Source organism: Blautia faecicola (assembly GCF_004123145.1).
Lineage (GTDB): Bacteria > Bacillota > Clostridia > Lachnospirales > Lachnospiraceae > Oliverpabstia > Oliverpabstia faecicola.
Window position 1 is genome coordinate 93,863 of record NZ_SDKC01000002.1, and the last position, 20,627, is coordinate 114,489.

Genomic DNA, 20,627 nt, shown 5'->3' on the forward strand with positions numbered 1-20,627 from the left:
CGAGACTTTTTCAGCTAAAAATGAAGTGAGCATAAGGACGGAAAAAGGTAAAGTATATACAGACTATACTTTATGAGAATTTATCCCGACATTGCCCATTCTATTCTTGTCACGTTACTGACATATTTTTTTGAAATACAATTGACGGTACATGTCTTTTCTATTACCATGTTTTAAGGTAAGATATGAATCGTATTACCCAATTGTTTTTGGCATACTTTTGATAACAAACAAATAAAAAATTATCCGCCGGATAATTTTATTTAGGAGGTCCTTATGAAAAAAGAATTAAATTCATTAAATACGCTTCTATCCATTTTCGGATTTCTCATTCTGACTATCGCTATCCTGTTTCCAACTAATAGACCGGCAGGAACCGAGCTTTACATTTACCTCGGCGGTTTAGTGGCAACAGGCCTATCGATTACTTTTGCTTCTACTAAGAAAGTGAAACCTTATGTTGTAATGACCACTCTTTCATTTGTCCTTTACCTGGTATATATGTACAGAGCTCCAGGTCAATGTAATATCGAATATGACAGTACAACCTGGGAAGGTTTCTGTCTGTATTTTCTTTTACTCTCCCTGCTCGATGTTTTCATCAGCTTCACTACAATCTTCAAAAGAGTTATGCGCACCTGGAAAATTATAGTTTCTTTTCTCGTGCCTGCCGGAGCAATAACATTTATCATTCTACTTTTTAAAGATCGGAACTGGACTCATTTATCTGACAGTTATGGCTACTCCATTCCAACTCTTACCGGCGTGATCCTCGCAAGTATCTTTGGTTTTCTTTCTATAACATCAATGTTTTTTTCCATTAAGTTCGGGCTGACTATTATGAACTATCCGTCTTATGTTAAAAAGATAATGCGTGGTTATTATTTCACACCATTCGCTTGGCAGACAAAATTGCCAAAAAACGAAGTTATGGATGTTCCAAATGCTTCTTCTGAAGTATGTGGTAATTTTGGCGAATACTCTGCTTACAAAATGCTCAAAAAAATTTTACCTGGCAAAAAGAAATTTTTGTTTGGTGTTGTTATTCCAGAATCAGATGGTGGATTTCAGGAAATAGACATGCTCTGTTTCTGGAGAGATCGAATCATCATCGGAGAGGCAAAAAACTACAAGGGAAATCTCTACCGAAATCAGTATGCTCCCGTATGGAAACTTCAGCAGGATCACGGAACAAAAGAAGTCGGAAATGCCTTTTTTCAAAACTGGCAGCACCGATTAGCTCTCAGCTGGTTTCTTTCCAGTAAGACAAACACCGTAAAGAAAGAACTTCTGGATAATATGCTCTTATGCACATCCTTCCTCACTCCAAAGGGAACGAGAGTTAATGCAGATGGTAAGCATAATGTCTGCTTTGGAAATATCCATGCCTATTTCGTTACGCAAGCAAACCTGCAGGAAAGTGCTGCTACTTATAAAAAATGGACCAAAGGTGTTCGTGGAATCACTCCAGAGGTTATGGCTGCATATTCTGCCCTGGCTTCTTTGCCACGGTACTCAAAAAAACAACTCGCTGATCTTGTACAGCAAAGAGCTCATACGTCTTATTACAGGTTACAGTTTCGCCAGGCAAGATACTACTTCGACGAGAGGCGGCATCTCTTGTATCGACAAAACGGATTGTATTCCGAATATTTAGGACTGAAATCCGGTAACATCCGGCAATGGACCTACTGTGGACCAGCAAATGCCCTTCCGGAAGGATTACTTGAAATCACAGATCCAGAATACTACTACGGTAAGATATTAATGTCTGGAATATAGAACTTAAACTTTGCTTTAGAAATTTAAAATTTTTTTATATATAACGCACACAGATTTTTTGATTTTCGATTTTCTATGGCATACTTATCATGTAAGGTTTTCTGCTAAAAATACCTGTAAGAAAGCTGGGTAAGGATATCTGCTGTCCAATAAAGGATTATCTTAACAGCTTTTTATTTCAAACTTTTAAATATAAGGAGAGATTATAACATGATTCGTATCCAACAAACAAAAAGAGATCTTTACGCTGCGGACTTTGAGATTCTTCAAGATCATTTCCAGATAGGAACCATCCATGTCCAGGGAAAACTTGGAAGCATGGACGCATCTGCCCATATTAGTGTCTTTGATAAGACATTTGATATTCATTGTAGTGAGCGAATCGCCAAAGAACGTTTCCCTAAGAAAAAATACCAACTTTTCCGTGAATACACTTTTCAGCAAAATGATGTGTTCGCTGGTAGAATCTTTCAGGTGGATTGGAAGCGCACATGGCTTTCTATTACTTCTTACCTCGAAATGCATTATGAAAATGGTTACTACTTCGCATATTCCATAGCTGATAAAAATGTTGTAAATACATGCGTCTATTCTGACGATCAGCAAATTGCTCAGATTAAAAAATCAACGACAATTAAAAACGATCTTCATCATTTCGATATATATGCAAGAGTTCCACATACAGCAATCTGTGCTATACTTTTCTGCGTCTACGGATATATCATCTCCTGTTTTAGGCCCGGAATATCAGTTTCGACTTCATATCAAAAAGTCTTCCGGGTAACAAAGGATCCGTTTTTATTATCTAAGTATCATCCGGAATTCTTATCGGATTTTTCTTAAAAAGGTGAAGTTCTTATTATGGGATATGCAATTATGAGAATGGCTAAGCTAAAATCAGAACATGAATTGGGAAATCGTTATAATCATGACATGAGGATTTACAATGTTCGAAATGCTGATCCGCTAAAAGCATCTCAAAACGAGGAGCTTGTTGATCAATTAATAGGACGTACCTATGCTGACATCTCCGATGAGACCATCCGGAATCTGCAGCAGTCTGGTGCTATCACTAAAAAAATACGCAAGGACGCAGTTAGGGGACTGGATATTTTTCTTGGATTTTCTCACGAAGACACCCCCGGTATTGATATTAACGCCTGGAGTAAAAGATGTGTCGAATGGCTCCAGCAAACTTTCAATCCGCCAGGAGGCATGATCAGCTACACAGATAAAGACGGAATGGAAGTCACACAGAAGATTAATAACGTGAAAAGTGTTGTTCTACACATGGATGAATCTACACCACACATTCATGCTTTTATCGTACCCATAGATGAATATGGTCATCTAAACGCAAAGGCTTATTCAAACGGCAGAACCGCACTAGGGCAGCTTCAGGATTCTTATGCACAAGCCATGGAACCCTTTGGGCTTTCGAGAGGGGAACGCCATTCCACGATTTCTCATCAACAACGTAGTGCTTATTACAATAAATTACTTCAGGCTTCCGAATCCACACTTCCAGATCCTGCACCAAATGAATCTCTTGAAGATTACCATAGACGAGCTGAAGCAGCTCATCAGATTTCCATGGTACATCAAAGAGATTCTATTGTAAAAGAGGAACGGAAACTAGCCCGCAGACAATCTATACTCTACGACCAGACTGCTGAACTGGCAAAGAGGAAATCTGAATTTGAGTCTATGAAAACTGCTTACGAACAAAAGAACAGATATACCGAGCAGTTTCTTTCCTCTTTAGCTGGGCAGGCAGGCGAACCGGATATTTCTGAGCGGTCACTTGAACGGATATCTAAAGCTATAAAAAGGCAGCAACAATTCGATGATGCCGTAAAGAATTACCCGGACAAAGACAAAGCAAAAATGGTACAACAATCTTTTCACGAACTGATCAACTGGCAGCGGGAACGAGAGAAAAAAGAAACAAGCTACAGGAACGTTGATCATTAGCCGCGTAACTCGTGACTTTAGTCGTGCGAGGCTTCACTTGTATCACCATTAAAGGAGAATAAAATTGGTTAAGGGAATAAAATACTTTCTAGGCTGGCTACACATGCACCAGATTTTATACTGGTTATATCTTATATTAATCGGATTACTTCTGCTCATTTGTCTTATAACTCTTCTTGAGATCGTACTATCAGTCTTGATCCATATGGAAGAAACGAAAGATTCATTTATGGATTCCTTACACTATGCTGTAATGGAAGAAATAAACAATATTATCAAATCGATCAAGAATTTATTTTACAATTGATAAAAGCAGACAAAAAGGAGAAAAAACATGGGACATGGAATAGTAAAATGTATCGTTTATGCAGTAACAATGGGTATTTTATATATTGTGATGGAATCAATGAATAACAGGAATTCCGGTGGGAAAGGAGGAAACTTTAAGTAATCAAATTCATTGTCAATAGTGATTAAATGTGTTAAAATATACTCATGGAGGGCATTATTATGAACACATCTAATATCACTAATTACAAACCAAAAGATTTTGCTGAATTATTGGGTGTCTCAGTCAAAACGTTACAACGTTGGGATAGAGAGGGGATTCTGAAAGCAAATCGGACTCCGACTGATAGGCGTTATTATACTTATGACCAATATCTTCAGTTTAAGGGTATAAATACTGAAAACGATAATCGTCAGATTGTTATTTATGCCAGAGTATCTACAAAAAACCAAAAAGATGATTTACAAAACCAAGTAACTTTTTTACGTCAGTTTTGCAATGCTAAAGGTATCATTGTAGATCAATGTATTGAAGATTATGGAAGTGGGCTTAACTACAATCGTAAAAAGTGGAATCAATTATTAGATGAAGTAATGGAACAAAAAATCAAAACTATTATAGTTACACATAAAGATAGATTTGTCAGATTTGGCTATGATTGGTTTGAAAAATTCTGTATGAAGTTTAATACAAACATAGTGGTAGTGAATAATGAAGAACTATCACCACAGGAAGAACTCGTACAGGATATTGTTTCTATACTCCATGTGTTCTCTTGCAGGTTGTATGGACTTCGTAAGTATAAAAAACAAATAGAAAGGGATGAGGAAATTGCTAAAGAGCTTCAAAACGGAAATAAATCCGACAGTCGAGCAAAAAATCAAGATTAACAAGACTATCGGCACTTGTAGGTACGTTTACAACTTTTATCTCAGTCACAACAAAGCTTTATACGATAACGGTGAAAAGTTTATGACTGGCAAGAGTTTCAGCGTATGGCTCAATAATGAGTACATTCCTAATAATCCTGATAAAGTATGGATGAAAGAAGTGTATTCAAAAGCTGTAAAAAAGTCCATTGAAGATGGATGTATTGCATTTACAAGATTTTTTAAACATCAAAGTGCTTTTCCTAATTTCAAAAGGAAAGGTAAGTCTGATGTAAAAATGTATTTCGTAAAGAATAATCCTAAAGATTGTAGATGCGAGAGACATAGGTTGAACATACCCACTTTAGGTTGGGTACGCATTAAAGAAAAAGGTTATATACCAACAACTAAAGAGGGATGGAAAATCAAAAGCGGTACAGTATCCATCAAAGCAGGCAGATACTATGTGTCAGTTCTTGTAGAAATTCCTGACGCTAAAATTGCTAATAATAGCAATGGTGGTATAGGAATTGACCTGGGTTTGAAAGACTTGGCGATTGTTTCCAATGGTAAAACTTATAAAAATATCAATAAGTCAGCAAGAATTAAAAAATTGGAAAAGAAACTGCGTAGAGAACAAAGATGTCTCTCACGCAAGTATGAAAATTTAAAGAAAGGAGAGTCCACTCAAAAGAATATACAAAAGCAAAAGCTCAAAGTACAAAGACTTCATCATAAAATAGATAATATCCGTACGGATTATATCAATAAATCAATAGCAGAGATAGTGAAAACCAAGCCATCTTATATAACTATTGAAGATTTGAATGTATCAGGAATGATGAAGAACAGACATCTATCAAAAGCCGTTGCGTCACAAAAGTTCTATGAATTTAGAACTAAGCTCAAAGCTAAGTGTGATGAAAATGGTATTGAATTAAGAGTCGTAGACAGATGGTATCCATCATCCAAAATATGTCATTGCTGTGGTGCTATCAAGAAAGATTTGAAGCTTTCAGATAGAATATACCGTTGTAATTGTGGCTATGTCGAGGATAGGGATTTCAATGCTGCTCTTAATCTAAGAGATGCTTTAACTTACGAAGTTGCATAATGAACGCAAACGTAAGTATGTACTGCGGGCTATCGCAGGAATTTACGACTGTGGAGTGTACACGAACTTGTGAGTAGCGTATTGTTTACAATCGCCAAAGCATACACATCGAAGCAGTAAGAAGTATCCGCAAGGGCTTCAATTTCTCGATGTGTTTGAGTATATTTCAACACATTTTGAGTGGCAGCTTCCCATAACGATTCACATTATATTGTACGCGTTCCCTCAGCACTAAAATATGTCTATATGATTATGTTTTTTATGGGAATCTTGTTGTTCTTCGTATTTCTTCTGTTTAAAATCAAAGGAAATGTAACAGTTACAATGGGACATCTCTGGTTTGCTTTGATTTTCGCAGGAATAGGATTGTTGATTATGATATGGGCAACCAGATGGAGCATTCAGGTGAATGAATCAGAAATAGAAGTGTATAGAATGTTTCATAAAAAAACAGAATTGTCCATATCGAATATCGGGAATGTAGAAATCGGAAAAAAAGAAGAAATTGTCATATTTGATGAAAAAGGGAAAAAAATAATTACCGTAGATGGTCTGTCGGAAAATTATGATTATTTTATAAAAAGTCTGAGGGCATATGGAAAGCTGAAATAAGTGACAAGATGAGGAGGGATGCACTGTGGGGAGAATTTCTGTAAACACAGATAAGTTAGAAAGTATGGCAGATCTGCGGAAATCAGGAGCTTATCAAATCTTCGTTTCCAGACACAGGAAGAGCTTACAAGAATCAAGAATCGAATCGCCAGAAGGTTTGCCATATATTTTCCTGAATATAAAGACGTTTATGGGGACTTAATGGCAGTCAGCGGACGGATGATACTTAAGGAGGCTCCATTGCCGGAGGATATCATACAGAGAAACGTCCATCCTCTTGACTCATTCATCTGGGATATGGAACTAAAAAATCCTTGAAAAATAAGAAAAAAAGACTTGACTATATAGGGAGGAGTTGATACGAACTCCTCCTTAAATCTATCTACATCTCCTGTTTCTGCTATCCATTTTCATCTCAAGCATATCAAAAAAAAGATCCGCAATATATTCTGTTGTTTTTCTGAACTCTGGTTCCGCACACTCATAAACTTCGAGATAGTATACTAAATATGGAAAATATAACTCAAACTTTTCTCTTACATCATGTGATTCCAGATCCTTAATGGTTGGAAAAATATCTGAATTTGAGAATTTCTTTTTCTTCGAATCGTATAAAAAAGCATTATTTGTATTTTTATATATCACTTTGCAAACAGAAACGACCCTTTCATACTCGCTTTCAGTTATCTCATATTTTCCACTGGCGTTTTTACTTAATTTTATCATTGTACCCCTCCACATTTTTTTATCAAAAATACTCCTACCAGAAGCGTCGATGAATTTTAAATGATTATTTTAAGTATGCCACATACATACATCTTTTGCAAGAAAGTATTTCACCCCCCTGTATGCCCCTATTTTACCTCTATTTCTGTTCTTTTTTTGTTTTGCGTAGATTTCCATATCGAATGTTCGAAACTGATTTTTGCGTTGTTTTTCGCCCTCACAGGTAGTATATTACATTCCACCAGTACAAAAAAGAACGCAATCTCATGATTGCGTTCTCTTCTCTAATCAATTATACATTTCCATAAGGATCTCCATTGAACGATATGTTGCAATCACATCATCCATGGAATTGTGAAATTTTAAACCGGAATCTTTACATAAATGCTCACAAACATGTGCTAGCTTGTGAGAAGGTAACTCCAATTTTTCTTCGGCCATCCTCCATACATCCAAATGCATCGACGGAACAAATTGTTCTCTAAATGAACGCTGGTACATCGCCTCGATGAACTTGAGGTCAAACCAAATAGAGTTATACCCGCAAATGAAAGGATTTTCCCCCAAGAATGAACGGATAATTCTCGAAGCTTCTTTCTCTCTTGGACAACCTTTAATCCGTTTATTGTCTATGTGATTAATTGCTGTCGCTGCATCCGGTATTTTAAATCCCGGATCTATAAATATATCAAGCCTGTCTTCCTCTTTTAACAATCCATTCTGTTTTCTCATCTTGATGGATGAGAACGATAAAATCCGATCCGTTTCACTAGAAAGTCCTGTAGTTTCCAGATCAAAGACATACATGGGAGTTCCATTCTCTAAGAGTTTCTTTGCCATTTCTACATTCTCTATTTCCTTAAATTCATGTTTGCTCATGACTCATCCTTTCCGCTGCATACTTTAACAGCAAATTTAACTGCTCATTTCTCGCCTCATCTGAAAATGAAAGATTTCTTGTTTCGCATAGTTGCTCTAAAAAATGAGCAAACTGAGGAGTATCTTTTACATCCTTAAAAGTTCTTCCTCGCATGTTGCCAAATAGCAACACCATATCATCACTGATAGCAATACCTGTCTCACCCGGCAGCGTCTCTTTTCTCCTATTCTTCAACGATGGTTTTTCGTCATACCTTTCCACAGATACCTTTAAAAAAGACATTGCTGCGCCCCAAAAGGCTTTTTCGTATGTTTCCTGAATATAATGCACTTTTGGGTCCGTGCATATGACTTCTGCTGGATATGTTAGCTCCCTGTCAGTAAGCTGGTCTCTAATCGTACACGTAACTGCACATCTTTCATTCAAAACAACCGGATTGCTATATTTAACTATCAAACGTTCATCAAACACATTTTCCACGATATCTTTCAATTCTGCGACATCAAATTCTTCAAATGTATTTTCATACTCAAATCCAGTTTTTTGTGTTTTTACACGATACATTTTTGATTCCTCCTTTCTCTTCTCCCTTTTTCATATACACATTAATAGTTTACCCTACACGTAAATTATTAGAAAAAAATGTCGCATGAACTGGTATGCTCATACGACATTCTTCTTTCTATCATTTCCCGTAAAATTATCCGACGGATAATTTTTATTTTTTAGCTTATAGTAAATTTATCCGGCGGATAATTTGGGGTATCCGCAATAAGTGGTTAAAAATCCGCTCTTACCGGATTCTGTAAGACTACAGATCAGGTTGAAACCTCCTTAACGTAGTAACCGTACACACTCTTATAGCCACTATCCCAAGTATCCCAGAAAGAGCCATCCGATACCGCTACAATATGATGCGATACCCTAAGGATATATGTACCCTCTTTGTGATCCTTTGCAAAGCTCTGTACTGTAGGACGTTTACTGCCTTTCTCAGCCTTAATACCTACCCACTTAAATCCGTTATCCTTCAGGTACTTAGAGTAAACCTGTGGAGCATTAGGGTTCGCCTGTACCTCTCTCACATAAGGAGTAAGTTCATCAAACACCTCCAGCCACTCTTTACCTGTTACCTTACAGAGAGCCCGAATCACACAATCTCCGTACTCATCCTTAAGATCCTTTTTGTTAGGCTGGTAGTACTTCCAGCGTGTACTCTTTTTCTCTGCCATTTCATTGTCTCCTTTCAACCACTAATTGCGATTAGCCATAATTTTCCGCACATGTGCTGTTATTTATCCTGGAAAAGGAAAATTATCCGGAGGATAATTTACCGCTTGTCTGTTTCTTCTTTCTGCATCCGCTGCATCATTAATGCAATCTCTTGCGTGTAAGACTTCAAACTGAAACATCGCAGTGCGCAGTGCTCTTAGTGCGTTATTCCATTCAGCTGCTGTGAGACATATTTCCCCGCATATTCGGTCTACCGCCTGTGAAGCATGCACATTGAAGAGCCCTTCCTTTGTTACTGATACCGGTGCATAATAATTAATAATCGAAATCGTGACCGGATATTCTTGCCCAATATTCCAGCGTATATCAATGTGATATACTGGGCATTTCCCGTCGCTCTCTCTCGCCTTACGTACTAAAGGCCGGTATTCTGCAGAATAGATTCTAATCCGCTTTCCCTTCATTGTTTGTATATCACTCGATTGTATCTTAAAATCACCAGATTCATAAAGTTTTAATGCTGATTCAATAGCATTAATTTGTTTTAAATTTCCTGGATACTGCTCAAGATTTCTTTTTAACCATTCTTTTTGCGTGGTTAAAGCCTTAGAACCACTTTCCGGATCCTCACACAACACCTCAATCGGTGTTTTTCCCTTGTGTATACCATTCATAATTCTTGTACCATTTGCATTATCATATTCTGACTTCCACGCCTGGTCTTTTTCTCCATAGCAGTCCGCTTCATTCGTATTTATTGGGATAAACAAACCAGCCTGAACATCCATTGATTGCGCAATATTTGAAAGCCTTTTAATATTTTCAAATTCTTCGATTTTAACATTTGCAGTTACTGCTTTTTTTTCATTAATGATTGTAAATGTAAATCGTGAAAAACTATTATATACTTTCAAAGGTGCAAAACCCTCTGTGGCCGTTGCCAGATACAACTCCGGTGTTATCGCAAGTGTCTTATCTCTTACTACTGTAAAACATTCTTTCGGATACTTCGTTCCTTTATATTCCATTTTCGATTCCTCCTAATCCTTGACAAAACCATATGCCTCAATACTTATGACTTTATCTTTAGCTGACTCCATCTCTTCGGCTAAGGTTCCCCATAACTCTACCAGCTCGGACTCAAGGTCCTCACTGTAGAGGTCCAACTCTGTTTCATCTTCAATATTGGCATTATAAAAACAACCGCTACACTGGTCGGCTTATTTGAAACAATACTCCAATTACCATCTTTCTTTGCAGTTTCAATCGCCATCTTGATTTCCATACTTGATTCCTCCATTTTACCAATAATTGTACTCCGGGTAAACATCCCCAATATTAATTCCTTCCTCAAACCAACAATGATTTGATATTTCAGCGATATCGACGATGATGTGATCGCAATAAACCTCATTGACAACCCCCTCATAAAGCCTGTCGTCAATTCTACAATTTACTCGTTGCCAGATATCAAATATCCGTGATAAATCTGCCATTTTCGATTCCTCCTTTCTTTTGCTCCCGTTTTTCAATTAACAATTAAAGTATGCCATTTGTTGAAATTCAAAAAAAAAGACCGTGCTTTTAAAGCAACGATCTTTTTCATACATTAAGATAGAATTCTTTGAAATCTTCCAGTCTAAGGCAACCTAATTTTTGTTTTTTCGCACATCCACAATCAAGATTTATAATATTACGGTTCCTGGAAATACACGGACCGCCTTCCTTATCAGTCTTTCCAAACGCGCATCTGTCCGATATTGTGTGACCAAACAATACTATTGAATTCTCATAGTATTCATATACTTGCGCAGACAGTATATCTTGTGGATATTCTCCCATCGCAAGTTTTCTGTCCCATACTATGTTAAAAATCTGTTCATTTTCTACTTCACTAAGATACAATGGTTCTGTTATGATCTGATCAATCATACCAGCATGTGTTAAATAATATGATTTTTCCTCAACTTGAACATTGGGTATGAGCAATGGTAATTTTTCTATTAATTGTAGGATTTTCTCAATGGATGTCTCTGACAGATTTTGTAATTGATGTAATGTAGTCCGGCAGCCATTTCTAGCCCAAAGATTCATTTCCTTGTGTCTAGCTGCACGTATCATCATATATTCATGATTCCCCATTAGCAATTTTATATTTTGATGTTCACAGATATACAATAGTAATTCTATCGGTTTCGGACCACGGTCAATCACATCCCCTAGAATATACATTTCATCTTCTTCTGTAAATTCGATAAGTTGTAACATCCTTAAAAATGTATCATATTGTCCATGAATATCACTGCAGGCATAATGCATATTTTCGTTGTCACATAAACATATTTAAAATATGTTATTTCCTTTCCTAGATTACTGTTCTTCCTCTAAACTGTTAGCTCTATATATTGAACGATAGATCATATCCTTCCTCTTATCATCATATCCAATAATCTCGGATATTTCACACACTTTAAAATCTTGAAGATATACTATTGTTTGAAAAGATTTCATCATCCGCTTCACTTGATCATAGGTAGCAGACGAGCCCTTCATTGCCAGATCAACCATTTTATCTATCGTCTCCGTTGATGAAGTACTATGTATCGTCAATGCGGTACGGCAACCAGAGTTGGATAATGTAATCGCAGAACATATTTCCGCTCCTTTGGTTTCACCAATAACAAAAACATTTGCTCCAGCAACCAGTGCCATTTGTCCTAAAGCCTCTAATGAACAAGCTTTTTCTCCTTTTTGTGGATAGGATACCACGTGTTCAAACATAACACCTTTTCTATAAGCAAATAGTTCATCGTTTTCCTGGATAACAAGAATTTCTGCTGAAGCCTCATATGCTTCTTCTAAAAACCAATTAAGTATTACTGTTTTTCCACTCCCTGGCGGGCCTGCAAAGACAACACCGCGACTGTTTTTTCCACAATCCAGCAGATAGTTTTTGATTTTTTCATCCATCATTCCTGCCTCTATGAGATCCTTTGCCAGTAATTTTTTTCTGGATACCTTTCGGATATGTATGATCGGTAGTCCGCTTCCCGTTATATATGGAGCCGTTAATGAAAATCTTAGAATATATTTTTCATCATGTTCATCTGTAAAAGTCTGTGTTGGAATTCTTAAGTCAATATTATTTTTTACAGCTATTCCTGTAATAAACCGAATATAGTCCTCCTTATCAATAAAGGTTACGTTGGATAAATACGCCCGCCCCTTTACCCTTACCCGGATAGAATCCGGAGCTGTGATTTTTACATCCGTGATCTCTGGATCATCGATCAGGTCCTGCACAATATACAGTTCAAACAATGCTCTGTTGATTTTTTCCATCAAAGAAGGCATATCCTCAATCTTCATACCTTTTGTATCTATATAGTGTTTTTCTATATAAGCTTCTATGACATTGATAAATTCCTCTTTTGAAGCTTTTTCCCGGATCACATCATAATAAAAATCTCTTTCCACCGACGTAATATAACGCATACATTCTCTGAAAATTTTTATGAAATCTACATACGGAAGAACCGTCGATATCTGCATATCTTTTGTTTGTAGATCATAGATCAGCTCCTTGTTTACGTCAATTTCGTCCAAACCAAGCGGAGTATATACATCCAAGCTATTCAAAAATGGCCTCTCATCACTACATTCCATTAATACTTTATTTTGAACATCTATTTTCTTTTTATGTGCCATCCGTTCTTGTTCTGTATATGATTTCCTAGCTTCATCCGGAACGATCAGCTTTGGTCTTGTATGCTGTTCTTGGAGAAACTCATCCAGGTAATTATAAATATTTTTCACATTCGGTTCTGTTTTATATGTTCTAACAAGAAGAAGCAGTACAATTGAGTCGCCATTCATTCCTGCTGATACCGACAATATATCCATTGGGGTTTGTTTACTGCATTTTTCAAGATATTTTTTTGCTTCCCTGCAGAGTACGAGAGCACCCAGTTGCGAACGATGGCGACATACATAGAGAATAATAGGATGCTTCCAATCACCATCCCGATCCGGTACAACTCTTTCTGTTAACTCGATAAAACCTGTACCACGCGCTAATGGCATAATTTCAGCTTCTTCAAAAAGTCTATATTTTTGTTCTATCGCTGCAAGTTTTTTCTTGTCATGAATTATTGCACGCATTACCTTGCCAATAGGTACATCGATTAATTCCATTCAAAATTCACCTCTTTCCACTGTTTATCCGTTGTCAGCTTCTGCTTCAAAAGAAGCTTTTTCCTCAATGCTATAAGTGTATTCACGCTCTTTAAGACCTGTTATTTCAAGAGTATAGTCGCCTTTCTTGAGCTCCATTTCCTTTGACAAGGATTCTTTCGATGTATCCTCGTTTAACTGATATGCTTTTTCATCATTATAGACAACTGCAGATGGAACTCCATCACCAGATTCATTATTTACATATGACACCTTGATCAAATATGCCCCGTCTTTTTTTATTGACACCGTTTCCTTTTTAACATCATCTTTTGTTTGTTCATCGTTGCTAACAAGGTTTTCATTCTCTGTATCCATACTTTCTACGTCTTCTGAAGCCTCTACATTAGGAACATTAAAATCTGTGTTTTCATCATAAGATGTCCCGTTTACATAACGTACCAGACCATAATTATTGATCATATAATAACCAGAATTAAAGTACTCTGGAATATTTACTGTAATGATCTCGGACTGCATAAAATCATAATCGACAGACTTATAAACTTCCATAGATGTTAATGCTATATAATCTGCTTTCAACTTGTACTCATGCATGATTGTACCGGCATATACTTCAGCAAGGTAGGTTTTACCTTTTGACAAGCCAAGAATGCAGCCACCACTGGATACATTTCCTGCTCGAAGATATGCACCTCCGATTTGATCAATGATTGCTGTTTCTGTGCTAAGTTCACTTAATGGGGCTGCATCAGAGTTCATGTTGATGTTCATACTGTCAGAACTGGTTTCAAATGCGAAACGTCCTGATTCTGTTTCTTTTAAGTTGGAAATGCCGATCGTATAACCCACATATTCAAATCTCTCCATGGAGAATGTTTCATCTAATGTATTGGTGGTTTTATATATCAATTGATCACCTTTATATAGAGTTGGAACCTTTTTCCAATCATCTTTATACCATAGCGTGTGCTGTACATTAGGTGAAGTGGGAGAGGAGTCTGATAATTCATAATTTGTATCTTGCACATACAATTTTTCGTATTCATCTCCCCGTAAAACATAAAATCCACCATCCTCAAGTTTTTCCATATCCAAGACAGTTTCGAGGTCTGTACCTCCTTCTTTCGCGTTTTCTCTTTTAAATCCATTACATCCTGTTGTTGCCAAGACCGATATGATTATAAGGAATACTATTATTTTTTTCTTCATATTGTTCCTACTTTCTACTTTATACTATCTGCTCCTTATTTAAGTATGCCAAAGCATTAAGCAAAACCAGATGAATTCTTTTGTCTGGCTGGTGTTTCTTCTATTTGCGTAAAATTATCCGCCGGATAAATTTCTATACAAGTCGGTTCTTTATCCCTGGCAGTGCAGATTTATCCGCAGGATAAATACACACATTCTCATAAATCTGAAGGCCATTTCCCGTTAATTCTCGTGCCTAATTAGTGGTAATAAATATTTTTCAAAAACATATGTGCGGAATCCGCAAGTGTATGTTGCAATGCTGCAATGTGTATGTTATGATTATTAAAAATATAAAAAGGAGGCTCTGAAACCCATGGATGAGCACATCGTCACAATTGCACTGGCAACAAGATTAAAACGTCGTGTGTTTGCATCTGATATCATAAAAGAGGAAGCAGAAAAATTGATTCGCGAAAATATTGATACAATTAATAGCACCCTAATTTCTATCAGTTTTGAAGATTATGGATTGATACTTACTTTAAACAATAAAGATAATCTACCTACTTCAGATATAGCTTATTTTCTGAGAACAGCAACGTCGGCACCATTGCGAAACAAATATTCAAATCTTAACAAAATGCCCAGTTTATGGACTAGAAATTATTTTTGTGAGAACGGATACATGACAAATGATACTATGGCAGCCGTTCAAGAATACTTTCAACAGATAAAAAGTCGATAATTTATCCGGCGGATAAATTATCCAAATAGGAGGAAAATATGAGATCTATTGTTATAGCCGTGACCAACCAAAAAGGTGGTGTCGGCAAAACCACAACTGCAGTAAACCTTGCAGTATTTTTGAATGAATTACATCATCGTACCTTACTCATCGACGTGGATCCCCAGGTAAATTCATCAGATACATATCGTGCAAAAATATTCGGTGAGCCAACATTATACGATTTGTTACTGGAAGATGGACCTATTACCGAAGAACTTGTTAAGGAAACTATTCAGCATACTGATTTCGGTGATATCATTCCCGGCGATCCGAACCTTACTGAGGCAGATGATGCGCTATACAATGTTTCTGATCGATATTTTACATTGAAAAATCTACTAGAGAAGATAGATGGCTTTACTAACTACGATTATATAATTTTAGATACCAATCCCAGTCTTAACACACTTTTAAAGTGTGCACTATGTTCAGCTAACTGGGCTATACTCCCGTGTAAGCCAACTCGATATGCAGTGCAAGGCATGGCAACATTATCCTCAACGCTCGTAGGTGCACAACAGGAATATAATCCAGAGTTGAAAGTGGCAGGAATTCTTCCAGTAGATTTTGATGGTCGGGCAAACGTGTATCGTGACACACTAGGAAATTTAGAAGATGTTGCAAAAAAAATGGGAACAAGCGTCTTTTCAGTTGCTATTCGCAGATCCTCAATTGTTGATGCGGCGCAGGATCAACGAATGCCTTTATTGAAATATGCACCAAAATCAAAACCTGCTCTTGATTATCGTGAATTCGGAAAAGAACTATTGACTATTTTAGGAGGCGAAAATAATGGCTAGAAAAGATACATATGGTAAAGCTGATGATTTGCATTTTTTTAAAGTAAACGGGACCGAATCCAGTAGCAATTCTGAATATCAACATATTCCAGCCAGTAAAATCAAAATGAGTCCCTTTAACGAAGGCATGCCGATGGACGAGAAAATGATCTCTGAGTATGCTGATTCCATGCGCAAAACCGGACTCCTGCAGCCGATATCTGTATATGATCTTAACGATGGAACTTTTGAAATTATATCCGGTCATCAACGCTTTGTTGCCTGGTGCACAATATTGAATCATCCTACGATCCCGGCAGTTGTTCGTCCAAATGAGCCTGATGTGCGAAAGCGTTTTGCTGCGCATACAGATGCTAACACAAAAAACAGGAAACTGGATGGACGTTTCTGGTGTTCTCGAATTACACAGGCCAAAAAAGTTCTCTCTAAAACCGGCTCCATAGGTTCTCGTGCTGATGAAATAAAGCAATTAACAGAAATGCTTGGAATTGGACAAGCACAAATATACCGGTTAGAATCGTTTGCAAATCTTTCACCTGCCTTGCAAGAGTGTGAAGCAAAGGGGTTGCTGTCTGTCAAAAAATCACTGCTTGCAAAAGGATTGGAACTCAATCAGCAAGAAATGGTTGCTGAAGAAGTAAAAAATTTCGCGGTTCATAAAGCCGCGACAGAAGAAGAAGATGTATCGGAACTTACCGAACAAGAATTTATTTCTATCTTGAATAACGTAAAGAAAGGTACTGCCAAACCCACAAAATCCCGTTTATCATACGCTGATAAAACTGCTCAAGCAGGTAAGTCTTTTTTGAAAATGCTTTCTAAATCAAAAACAACACAGGAAAAGCAGGCAGCATTAGAAGCCATTAATGAATTGCGGAAGAAATTGGATGAGGCTGAAAACAAGATTCGTTCAACAACTTAATTATCATAAAAAGGGAAAGGTTGGCATTTAATGATATGACAACCTTTCCCTTTATTTACTCCATTTCATTTACCTGTTCCCTACAGCTCTACGCTTTTATCAAACCACTATCAAACGATACCGATTGATTTGCTATTTTAAAATTCTTACAGTATTACACATTTCTCAAACTCCACTTGCCCTCTGATCGCGCTTGTACGGTTTGAAAGCCCTACAGTTTTACACATTTCTCAAACCTCAAAAAGTGTCTGTATAAACAGTACATAGTGCTTATTTTGAAGTCGATTTCTCGGCAACACTATAGTGTTCTATCTAAAGTATGCCAGAGTGTTTAAGAAATTTTCTAAAATTTTTCTAAAAAGATGTATTTTTTCTTTTTTCAAAGGCTAAATGGCATACTTAAGTAAAGAGTAGTAAGGAAGGCAGTACAAATAATGTCAAATAATCCAGAAAAAGCATCCGCATCTATTAAACGCAAAATCCAAACGCCATCTACTGAGACACCTCTTTTTTTAAAAAGTCAAATGATGCACAAATGAAAGGAGATCACTATGTGATATGTGAACTGGAAAAGGATAAAATATAGAACGATAGGAGTTATTTTTATTATGGACTATTCTTGTATTTTTTATGTCATAATCGCCACAATCATCGTTACCGTTAAATTAGTTCTTGAACAGCAACGAGATTCTGATAGAAAAAACGGCATTGAACAAATTGCATCTTCTTATACCATAAAGGGAATGATACATTTGATTCGGAATGAACGTAAGCGAAAAAAAAACATTCGCAAATTGCATCTTCAGCAGAAGAATGCTGAAACTGATACCTTAATTGAGAACAAAACCAAATTATCAGTTAAACAGTTTAATAAATAGAAAATAGCCAGAAAAAACATTCGGAAATCCACATTGTTTTTTCTAGCTATTTTTTTTCGGGGTGAAAAGGTTATTTACTTATATATCACAGGACTGTGCTTACTCTGATATTGCTTAAGTTTTCAGTCTGGGATGATTTACATTAGATACTGTCCGGATCAATCATCATGATTTCTAAATTAGATTTTTTCGGAATCACATCAAAGTCCAGACCCACAAGTAAATGTTTTTTTAATTGATCGTTGCTCAATTTCACACCTGTCGTAGATGTTAAAACTGCTTCCCTAATATATTCCGATTCTTTTCCAGAATCAGCAACACATGCTGAAAAGTAAAATGGAATTTGAAACATTGTACAAAGAGAACGTAAATTTTCAAGATGAACTCGACACTCTTTTTCAAATAATTCTCTTTTATCAAAACTCATAAAACATAATCCTCCTAAATATTAATTAATCATCGAACTGAAAATACTAAACAAGTCAGAAGTGTTTTTGTTTTCAGAATTTTCTTTCATAGTATTCATCTTATTTTCCGTGGCATCAAAAGACAGTATTTCATCCGGATTTTTTTTCGAATCATTTTCCTTAATCTCAGAAATTTTCTCATTATTTTCTGCAAATAGTACATTGTCAAATGGCGTTTTATTATCTAGTCTCTTCGTTTTCTCATCCATGGCTTCCTGTTTACTCTTTTCATCGGAGATTACTTTTATAAACCTTCTATCTTTTCGATCCTTGTTCATTTTTCTACTTTCATTCTTTTTTTTCTGTTGCCCTTTGAAAGAAGCAGTAGTAGCAGTAACTATATTTTCCGTGTCTGTATCCATGTTTTGAACTCTTGCACATTCTTTCTGAATGATTTCTTGATCCAAAAAGAATGCACTAAGATTTTGATGTAACAAAGCTTCGCGAAGCAATATTTTGCAAAACGTATTCCGATAACCTTCCCTTACTTTACTCAATAATTGAATACTTTTTTCATCAGTAATTGTAACCCTGTTATGTATCTGTTTTTGCTCGTTTAAATCGACTGTTTTACAAAAGGATGACGGCACATAAAAATGATACGTTTCCCCATGTGCGTATGCCTTGATGATAGCAGGGAGCTGAGATGTTAAGTCTACGCCATTCTGTATCAATGCGATTAAATCCAGATCGAATCTTTTGTAATATCTTATCTCTAAATACACACCAATCACTACTCCTTTCGAGAAGCGAGGTCACTATAGCGAAACATATAATATCCTCTGACATTAGAGAATATATCTGGCAGTGAATCGTTTTGTGCACCGCTAATAATGCTCAAGGTTTCCATATTTTTCAGTTTTTCTCCGATCTGTTCAAACCACGCTGCACCCGTGCCTCCCGTTACAAGCAGATAATCATATTCGTAAACATGATACACTTGGAAAGTTTTTTCGATTGCTTCATCACATATGTTCTTGCTGCTTTCTTCAAGAATTTTATCCAACGGTTCCTCACGGGTTGTAAAAGACTTCGCTTCAAACCAACGGAACCGCCCAGATTCTAAATATTTCTGCATTGCTGGCACGGAAATATCCTTTTTAAACCGTTCCCGGATTACATCTGCTGTTTCCTCGATAACTCTTTTCATTCCCAGGTGATCATATGTTTCACTCTGCTGAATTACATGGGATTTTATCGGATATAAATCCAGTGTTCCAAATCCGCCATCGAAAATCAATACATTTTTATTCAATAAATCTGCGGCAATCGGAAGCATCTCATGTTCATTGTTAACAGCTGCTGAAAATAATGTTCCCATTGGTTGTGGCATGATATGAACCGCATCAGAACTAATAATCATCTCAAACTCAACCGGTTTTTCCTGCCCTAACTGCAATGAAAATTTATGTTTACCTGCAATGATTTCGGTCAGATCCTCGCAGTCAGAAGCACCTTTTGTCATATAGCGTGGTGGAAGACCCGTTTCGACATATATTTTCTTTTTTTTGTAGGTTTCGCTTTTGTCTTTGATACATGCAAGTCCAAGTCCGGTTTCTGTTATAACGCGAAACATAGGATCCTGGAACCGATCTCTTCGACACAACGAGTGTGTTGATACGCTTGTATCATCGTCAGACAGGACAGAAGCAGCTATTTTCCCGACAAGCCAGCATTCATTGGTCACAAGATTTCTATAACGGATAAATTCACTACCCAAATCTCCAAATGTACCCATTTTATTATCTGGGATAGCAAAAGATGGGAACACCGCTGCCGTATTTTCAGATATGCATTTTACAGCCGAGTATCCAATATCAATTCCGATTAAATAAACATCCTCCCTCGGCGACACATCCTTTCTGTCGATATACTCTGTTTTTGTCATAAATTCCTTTGTGTTGAT

Annotated in this window: 23 protein-coding genes and 1 pseudogene; 11 read left to right on the forward strand and 13 right to left on the reverse strand. The window is 36.7% G+C overall.

What is annotated here, in order from left to right:
* Window positions 1–276 precede the first annotated feature (276 nt).
* From ETP43_RS16655 to ETP43_RS18720, 7 genes and pseudogenes are all read left to right on the forward strand, one after another.
* Complete coding sequence (locus ETP43_RS16655; RefSeq protein ID WP_129259725.1) at window positions 277–1,782, forward strand: nuclease-related domain-containing protein; 1,506 nt, start codon at window positions 277–279, stop codon at window positions 1,780–1,782.
* A 210-nt stretch (window positions 1,783–1,992) separates the two neighbouring features.
* On the forward strand, window positions 1,993–2,625 hold the full coding sequence (locus ETP43_RS16660; protein ID WP_129259726.1) for a hypothetical protein: 633 nt from the start codon (window positions 1,993–1,995) through the stop codon (window positions 2,623–2,625).
* Window positions 2,626–2,643: 18 nt separating this feature from the next.
* Window positions 2,644–3,756, forward strand: coding sequence for a plasmid recombination protein (locus tag ETP43_RS16665; protein WP_129259727.1), 1,113 nt, complete (start codon window positions 2,644–2,646; stop codon window positions 3,754–3,756).
* Window positions 3,757–4,281: 525 nt separating this feature from the next.
* Window positions 4,282–4,935 (forward strand): IS607 family transposase, encoded by a 654-nt coding sequence (locus tag ETP43_RS16670; protein ID WP_164979807.1) that lies wholly within the window; start codon window positions 4,282–4,284, stop codon window positions 4,933–4,935.
* Window positions 4,868–6,028 carry an RNA-guided endonuclease InsQ/TnpB family protein gene (locus tag ETP43_RS16675; protein WP_129259716.1) on the forward strand — a complete coding sequence of 387 codons (1,161 nt, stop codon included), beginning with the start codon at window positions 4,868–4,870 and terminating at the stop codon, window positions 6,026–6,028. Before ETP43_RS16670 ends, ETP43_RS16675 begins: the two co-directional genes overlap by 68 nt.
* Window positions 6,029–6,208: 180 nt before the next feature.
* The gene (locus ETP43_RS18860) at window positions 6,209–6,640 is read left to right on the forward strand and encodes a DUF6560 family protein (protein ID WP_129259728.1); all 432 of its coding nucleotides are present in this window, start codon (window positions 6,209–6,211) and stop codon (window positions 6,638–6,640) included.
* 66 nt (window positions 6,641–6,706) lie between these two features.
* Window positions 6,707–6,949 (forward strand): annotated as a pseudogene (locus tag ETP43_RS18720) (IS110 family transposase); the annotation flags it as partial.
* Window positions 6,950–7,018: 69 nt separating this feature from the next.
* Here ETP43_RS18720 and ETP43_RS16690 read toward each other — a convergent pair.
* The 10 genes from ETP43_RS16690 to ETP43_RS16730 all read right to left on the reverse strand — a co-directional run bounded on the left by ETP43_RS16690 (window position 7,019) and on the right by ETP43_RS16730 (window position 14,843).
* Entirely contained in the window at window positions 7,019–7,366 is a 348-nt protein-coding gene (locus ETP43_RS16690) for a hypothetical protein (RefSeq protein ID WP_129259729.1), read from the reverse strand.
* A gap of 288 nt (window positions 7,367–7,654) precedes the next feature.
* Entirely contained in the window at window positions 7,655–8,245 is a 591-nt protein-coding gene (locus tag ETP43_RS16695; RefSeq protein WP_129259730.1) for a 3'-5' exonuclease, read from the reverse strand.
* Complete coding sequence (locus ETP43_RS16700) at window positions 8,232–8,810, reverse strand: hypothetical protein (protein WP_129259731.1); 579 nt, start codon at window positions 8,808–8,810, stop codon at window positions 8,232–8,234. Before ETP43_RS16700 ends, ETP43_RS16695 begins: the two co-directional genes overlap by 14 nt.
* A 254-nt stretch (window positions 8,811–9,064) precedes the next feature.
* A complete protein-coding gene (locus tag ETP43_RS16705) occupies window positions 9,065–9,478 on the reverse strand; it encodes a hypothetical protein (RefSeq protein ID WP_129259732.1) in 414 nt (137 codons plus the stop codon).
* Window positions 9,479–9,541: 63 nt separating this feature from the next.
* A complete protein-coding gene (locus tag ETP43_RS16710; RefSeq protein ID WP_129259733.1) occupies window positions 9,542–10,507 on the reverse strand; it encodes a hypothetical protein in 966 nt (321 codons plus the stop codon).
* Window positions 10,508–10,605: 98 nt separating this feature from the next.
* A complete protein-coding gene (locus ETP43_RS17235) occupies window positions 10,606–10,764 on the reverse strand; it encodes a hypothetical protein (protein WP_164979801.1) in 159 nt (52 codons plus the stop codon).
* A 16-nt stretch (window positions 10,765–10,780) separates the two neighbouring features.
* Window positions 10,781–10,975: a hypothetical protein gene (locus ETP43_RS16715; RefSeq protein ID WP_129259734.1), complete on the reverse strand. Its 195-nt coding sequence runs from the start codon at window positions 10,973–10,975 to the stop codon at window positions 10,781–10,783.
* 106 nt (window positions 10,976–11,081) lie between these two features.
* On the reverse strand, window positions 11,082–11,798 hold the full coding sequence (locus ETP43_RS16720; RefSeq protein ID WP_129259735.1) for a metallophosphoesterase family protein: 717 nt from the start codon (window positions 11,796–11,798) through the stop codon (window positions 11,082–11,084).
* 51 nt (window positions 11,799–11,849) lie between these two features.
* Window positions 11,850–13,673 (reverse strand): ATPase, T2SS/T4P/T4SS family, encoded by a 1,824-nt coding sequence (locus ETP43_RS16725; RefSeq protein WP_129259736.1) that lies wholly within the window; start codon window positions 13,671–13,673, stop codon window positions 11,850–11,852.
* A gap of 24 nt (window positions 13,674–13,697) precedes the next feature.
* Window positions 13,698–14,843 (reverse strand): hypothetical protein, encoded by a 1,146-nt coding sequence (locus tag ETP43_RS16730; protein ID WP_207668933.1) that lies wholly within the window; start codon window positions 14,841–14,843, stop codon window positions 13,698–13,700.
* 397 nt (window positions 14,844–15,240) lie between these two features.
* On the opposite strand from ETP43_RS16730, the gene ETP43_RS16735 reads away from it, so the two are divergent.
* The 4 genes from ETP43_RS16735 (at window position 15,241) to ETP43_RS16750 (ending at window position 18,254) form a co-directional block, all read left to right on the forward strand.
* Complete coding sequence (locus ETP43_RS16735) at window positions 15,241–15,612, forward strand: transposase (RefSeq protein ID WP_129259738.1); 372 nt, start codon at window positions 15,241–15,243, stop codon at window positions 15,610–15,612.
* A gap of 38 nt (window positions 15,613–15,650) precedes the next feature.
* Window positions 15,651–16,454, forward strand: coding sequence for a ParA family protein (locus ETP43_RS16740; RefSeq protein ID WP_129259739.1), 804 nt, complete (start codon window positions 15,651–15,653; stop codon window positions 16,452–16,454).
* Complete coding sequence (locus tag ETP43_RS16745; RefSeq protein ID WP_129259740.1) at window positions 16,447–17,376, forward strand: ParB N-terminal domain-containing protein; 930 nt, start codon at window positions 16,447–16,449, stop codon at window positions 17,374–17,376. The genes ETP43_RS16740 and ETP43_RS16745 overlap by 8 nt, the downstream gene beginning before the upstream one ends.
* 608 nt (window positions 17,377–17,984) lie before the next feature.
* Entirely contained in the window at window positions 17,985–18,254 is a 270-nt protein-coding gene (locus ETP43_RS16750) for a hypothetical protein (protein ID WP_129259741.1), read from the forward strand.
* A gap of 142 nt (window positions 18,255–18,396) precedes the next feature.
* Here ETP43_RS16750 and ETP43_RS16755 read toward each other — a convergent pair whose 3' ends face one another.
* Genes ETP43_RS16755 through ETP43_RS16765 form a run of 3 tightly spaced genes read right to left on the reverse strand, consistent with a single transcriptional unit; the run spans window position 18,397 to window position 20,609 of the window.
* Window positions 18,397–18,681 (reverse strand): hypothetical protein, encoded by a 285-nt coding sequence (locus ETP43_RS16755; protein WP_129259742.1) that lies wholly within the window; start codon window positions 18,679–18,681, stop codon window positions 18,397–18,399.
* A gap of 21 nt (window positions 18,682–18,702) precedes the next feature.
* Window positions 18,703–19,446: a hypothetical protein gene (locus ETP43_RS16760; protein ID WP_129259743.1), complete on the reverse strand. Its 744-nt coding sequence runs from the start codon at window positions 19,444–19,446 to the stop codon at window positions 18,703–18,705.
* An 8-nt stretch (window positions 19,447–19,454) separates the two neighbouring features.
* A complete protein-coding gene (locus ETP43_RS16765; protein WP_129259744.1) occupies window positions 19,455–20,609 on the reverse strand; it encodes a ParM/StbA family protein in 1,155 nt (384 codons plus the stop codon).
* Between the last annotated feature and the right edge of the window lie 18 nt (window positions 20,610–20,627).

What these genes read in the sequence shown, in the direction of transcription:
- ETP43_RS16655 (WP_129259725.1), top strand. Translation starts at nt 277, where the DNA reads ATGAAAAAAGAATTAAATTCATTAAATACGCTTCTATCCATTTTCGGA.
- ETP43_RS16660 (WP_129259726.1), top strand. Translation starts at nt 1,993, where the DNA reads ATGATTCGTATCCAACAAACAAAAAGAGATCTTTACGCTGCGGACTTT.
- ETP43_RS16665 (WP_129259727.1), top strand. Translation starts at nt 2,644, where the DNA reads ATGGGATATGCAATTATGAGAATGGCTAAGCTAAAATCAGAACATGAA.
- ETP43_RS16675 (WP_129259716.1), top strand. Translation starts at nt 4,868, where the DNA reads ATGAGGAAATTGCTAAAGAGCTTCAAAACGGAAATAAATCCGACAGTC.
- ETP43_RS16690 (WP_129259729.1), bottom strand. Translation starts at nt 7,366, where the DNA reads ATGATAAAATTAAGTAAAAACGCCAGTGGAAAATATGAGATAACTGAA.
- ETP43_RS16695 (WP_129259730.1), bottom strand. Translation starts at nt 8,245, where the DNA reads ATGAGCAAACATGAATTTAAGGAAATAGAGAATGTAGAAATGGCAAAG.
- ETP43_RS16700 (WP_129259731.1), bottom strand. Translation starts at nt 8,810, where the DNA reads ATGTATCGTGTAAAAACACAAAAAACTGGATTTGAGTATGAAAATACA.
- ETP43_RS16705 (WP_129259732.1), bottom strand. Translation starts at nt 9,478, where the DNA reads ATGGCAGAGAAAAAGAGTACACGCTGGAAGTACTACCAGCCTAACAAA.
- ETP43_RS16710 (WP_129259733.1), bottom strand. Translation starts at nt 10,507, where the DNA reads ATGGAATATAAAGGAACGAAGTATCCGAAAGAATGTTTTACAGTAGTA.
- ETP43_RS17235 (WP_164979801.1), bottom strand. Translation starts at nt 10,764, where the DNA reads ATGGAAATCAAGATGGCGATTGAAACTGCAAAGAAAGATGGTAATTGG.
- ETP43_RS16715 (WP_129259734.1), bottom strand. Translation starts at nt 10,975, where the DNA reads ATGGCAGATTTATCACGGATATTTGATATCTGGCAACGAGTAAATTGT.
- ETP43_RS16720 (WP_129259735.1), bottom strand. Translation starts at nt 11,798, where the DNA reads ATGCATTATGCCTGCAGTGATATTCATGGACAATATGATACATTTTTA.
- ETP43_RS16725 (WP_129259736.1), bottom strand. Translation starts at nt 13,673, where the DNA reads ATGGAATTAATCGATGTACCTATTGGCAAGGTAATGCGTGCAATAATT.
- ETP43_RS16735 (WP_129259738.1), top strand. Translation starts at nt 15,241, where the DNA reads ATGGATGAGCACATCGTCACAATTGCACTGGCAACAAGATTAAAACGT.
- ETP43_RS16740 (WP_129259739.1), top strand. Translation starts at nt 15,651, where the DNA reads ATGAGATCTATTGTTATAGCCGTGACCAACCAAAAAGGTGGTGTCGGC.
- ETP43_RS16745 (WP_129259740.1), top strand. Translation starts at nt 16,447, where the DNA reads ATGGCTAGAAAAGATACATATGGTAAAGCTGATGATTTGCATTTTTTT.
- ETP43_RS16750 (WP_129259741.1), top strand. Translation starts at nt 17,985, where the DNA reads ATGGACTATTCTTGTATTTTTTATGTCATAATCGCCACAATCATCGTT.
- ETP43_RS16755 (WP_129259742.1), bottom strand. Translation starts at nt 18,681, where the DNA reads ATGAGTTTTGATAAAAGAGAATTATTTGAAAAAGAGTGTCGAGTTCAT.
- ETP43_RS16765 (WP_129259744.1), bottom strand. Translation starts at nt 20,609, where the DNA reads ATGACAAAAACAGAGTATATCGACAGAAAGGATGTGTCGCCGAGGGAG.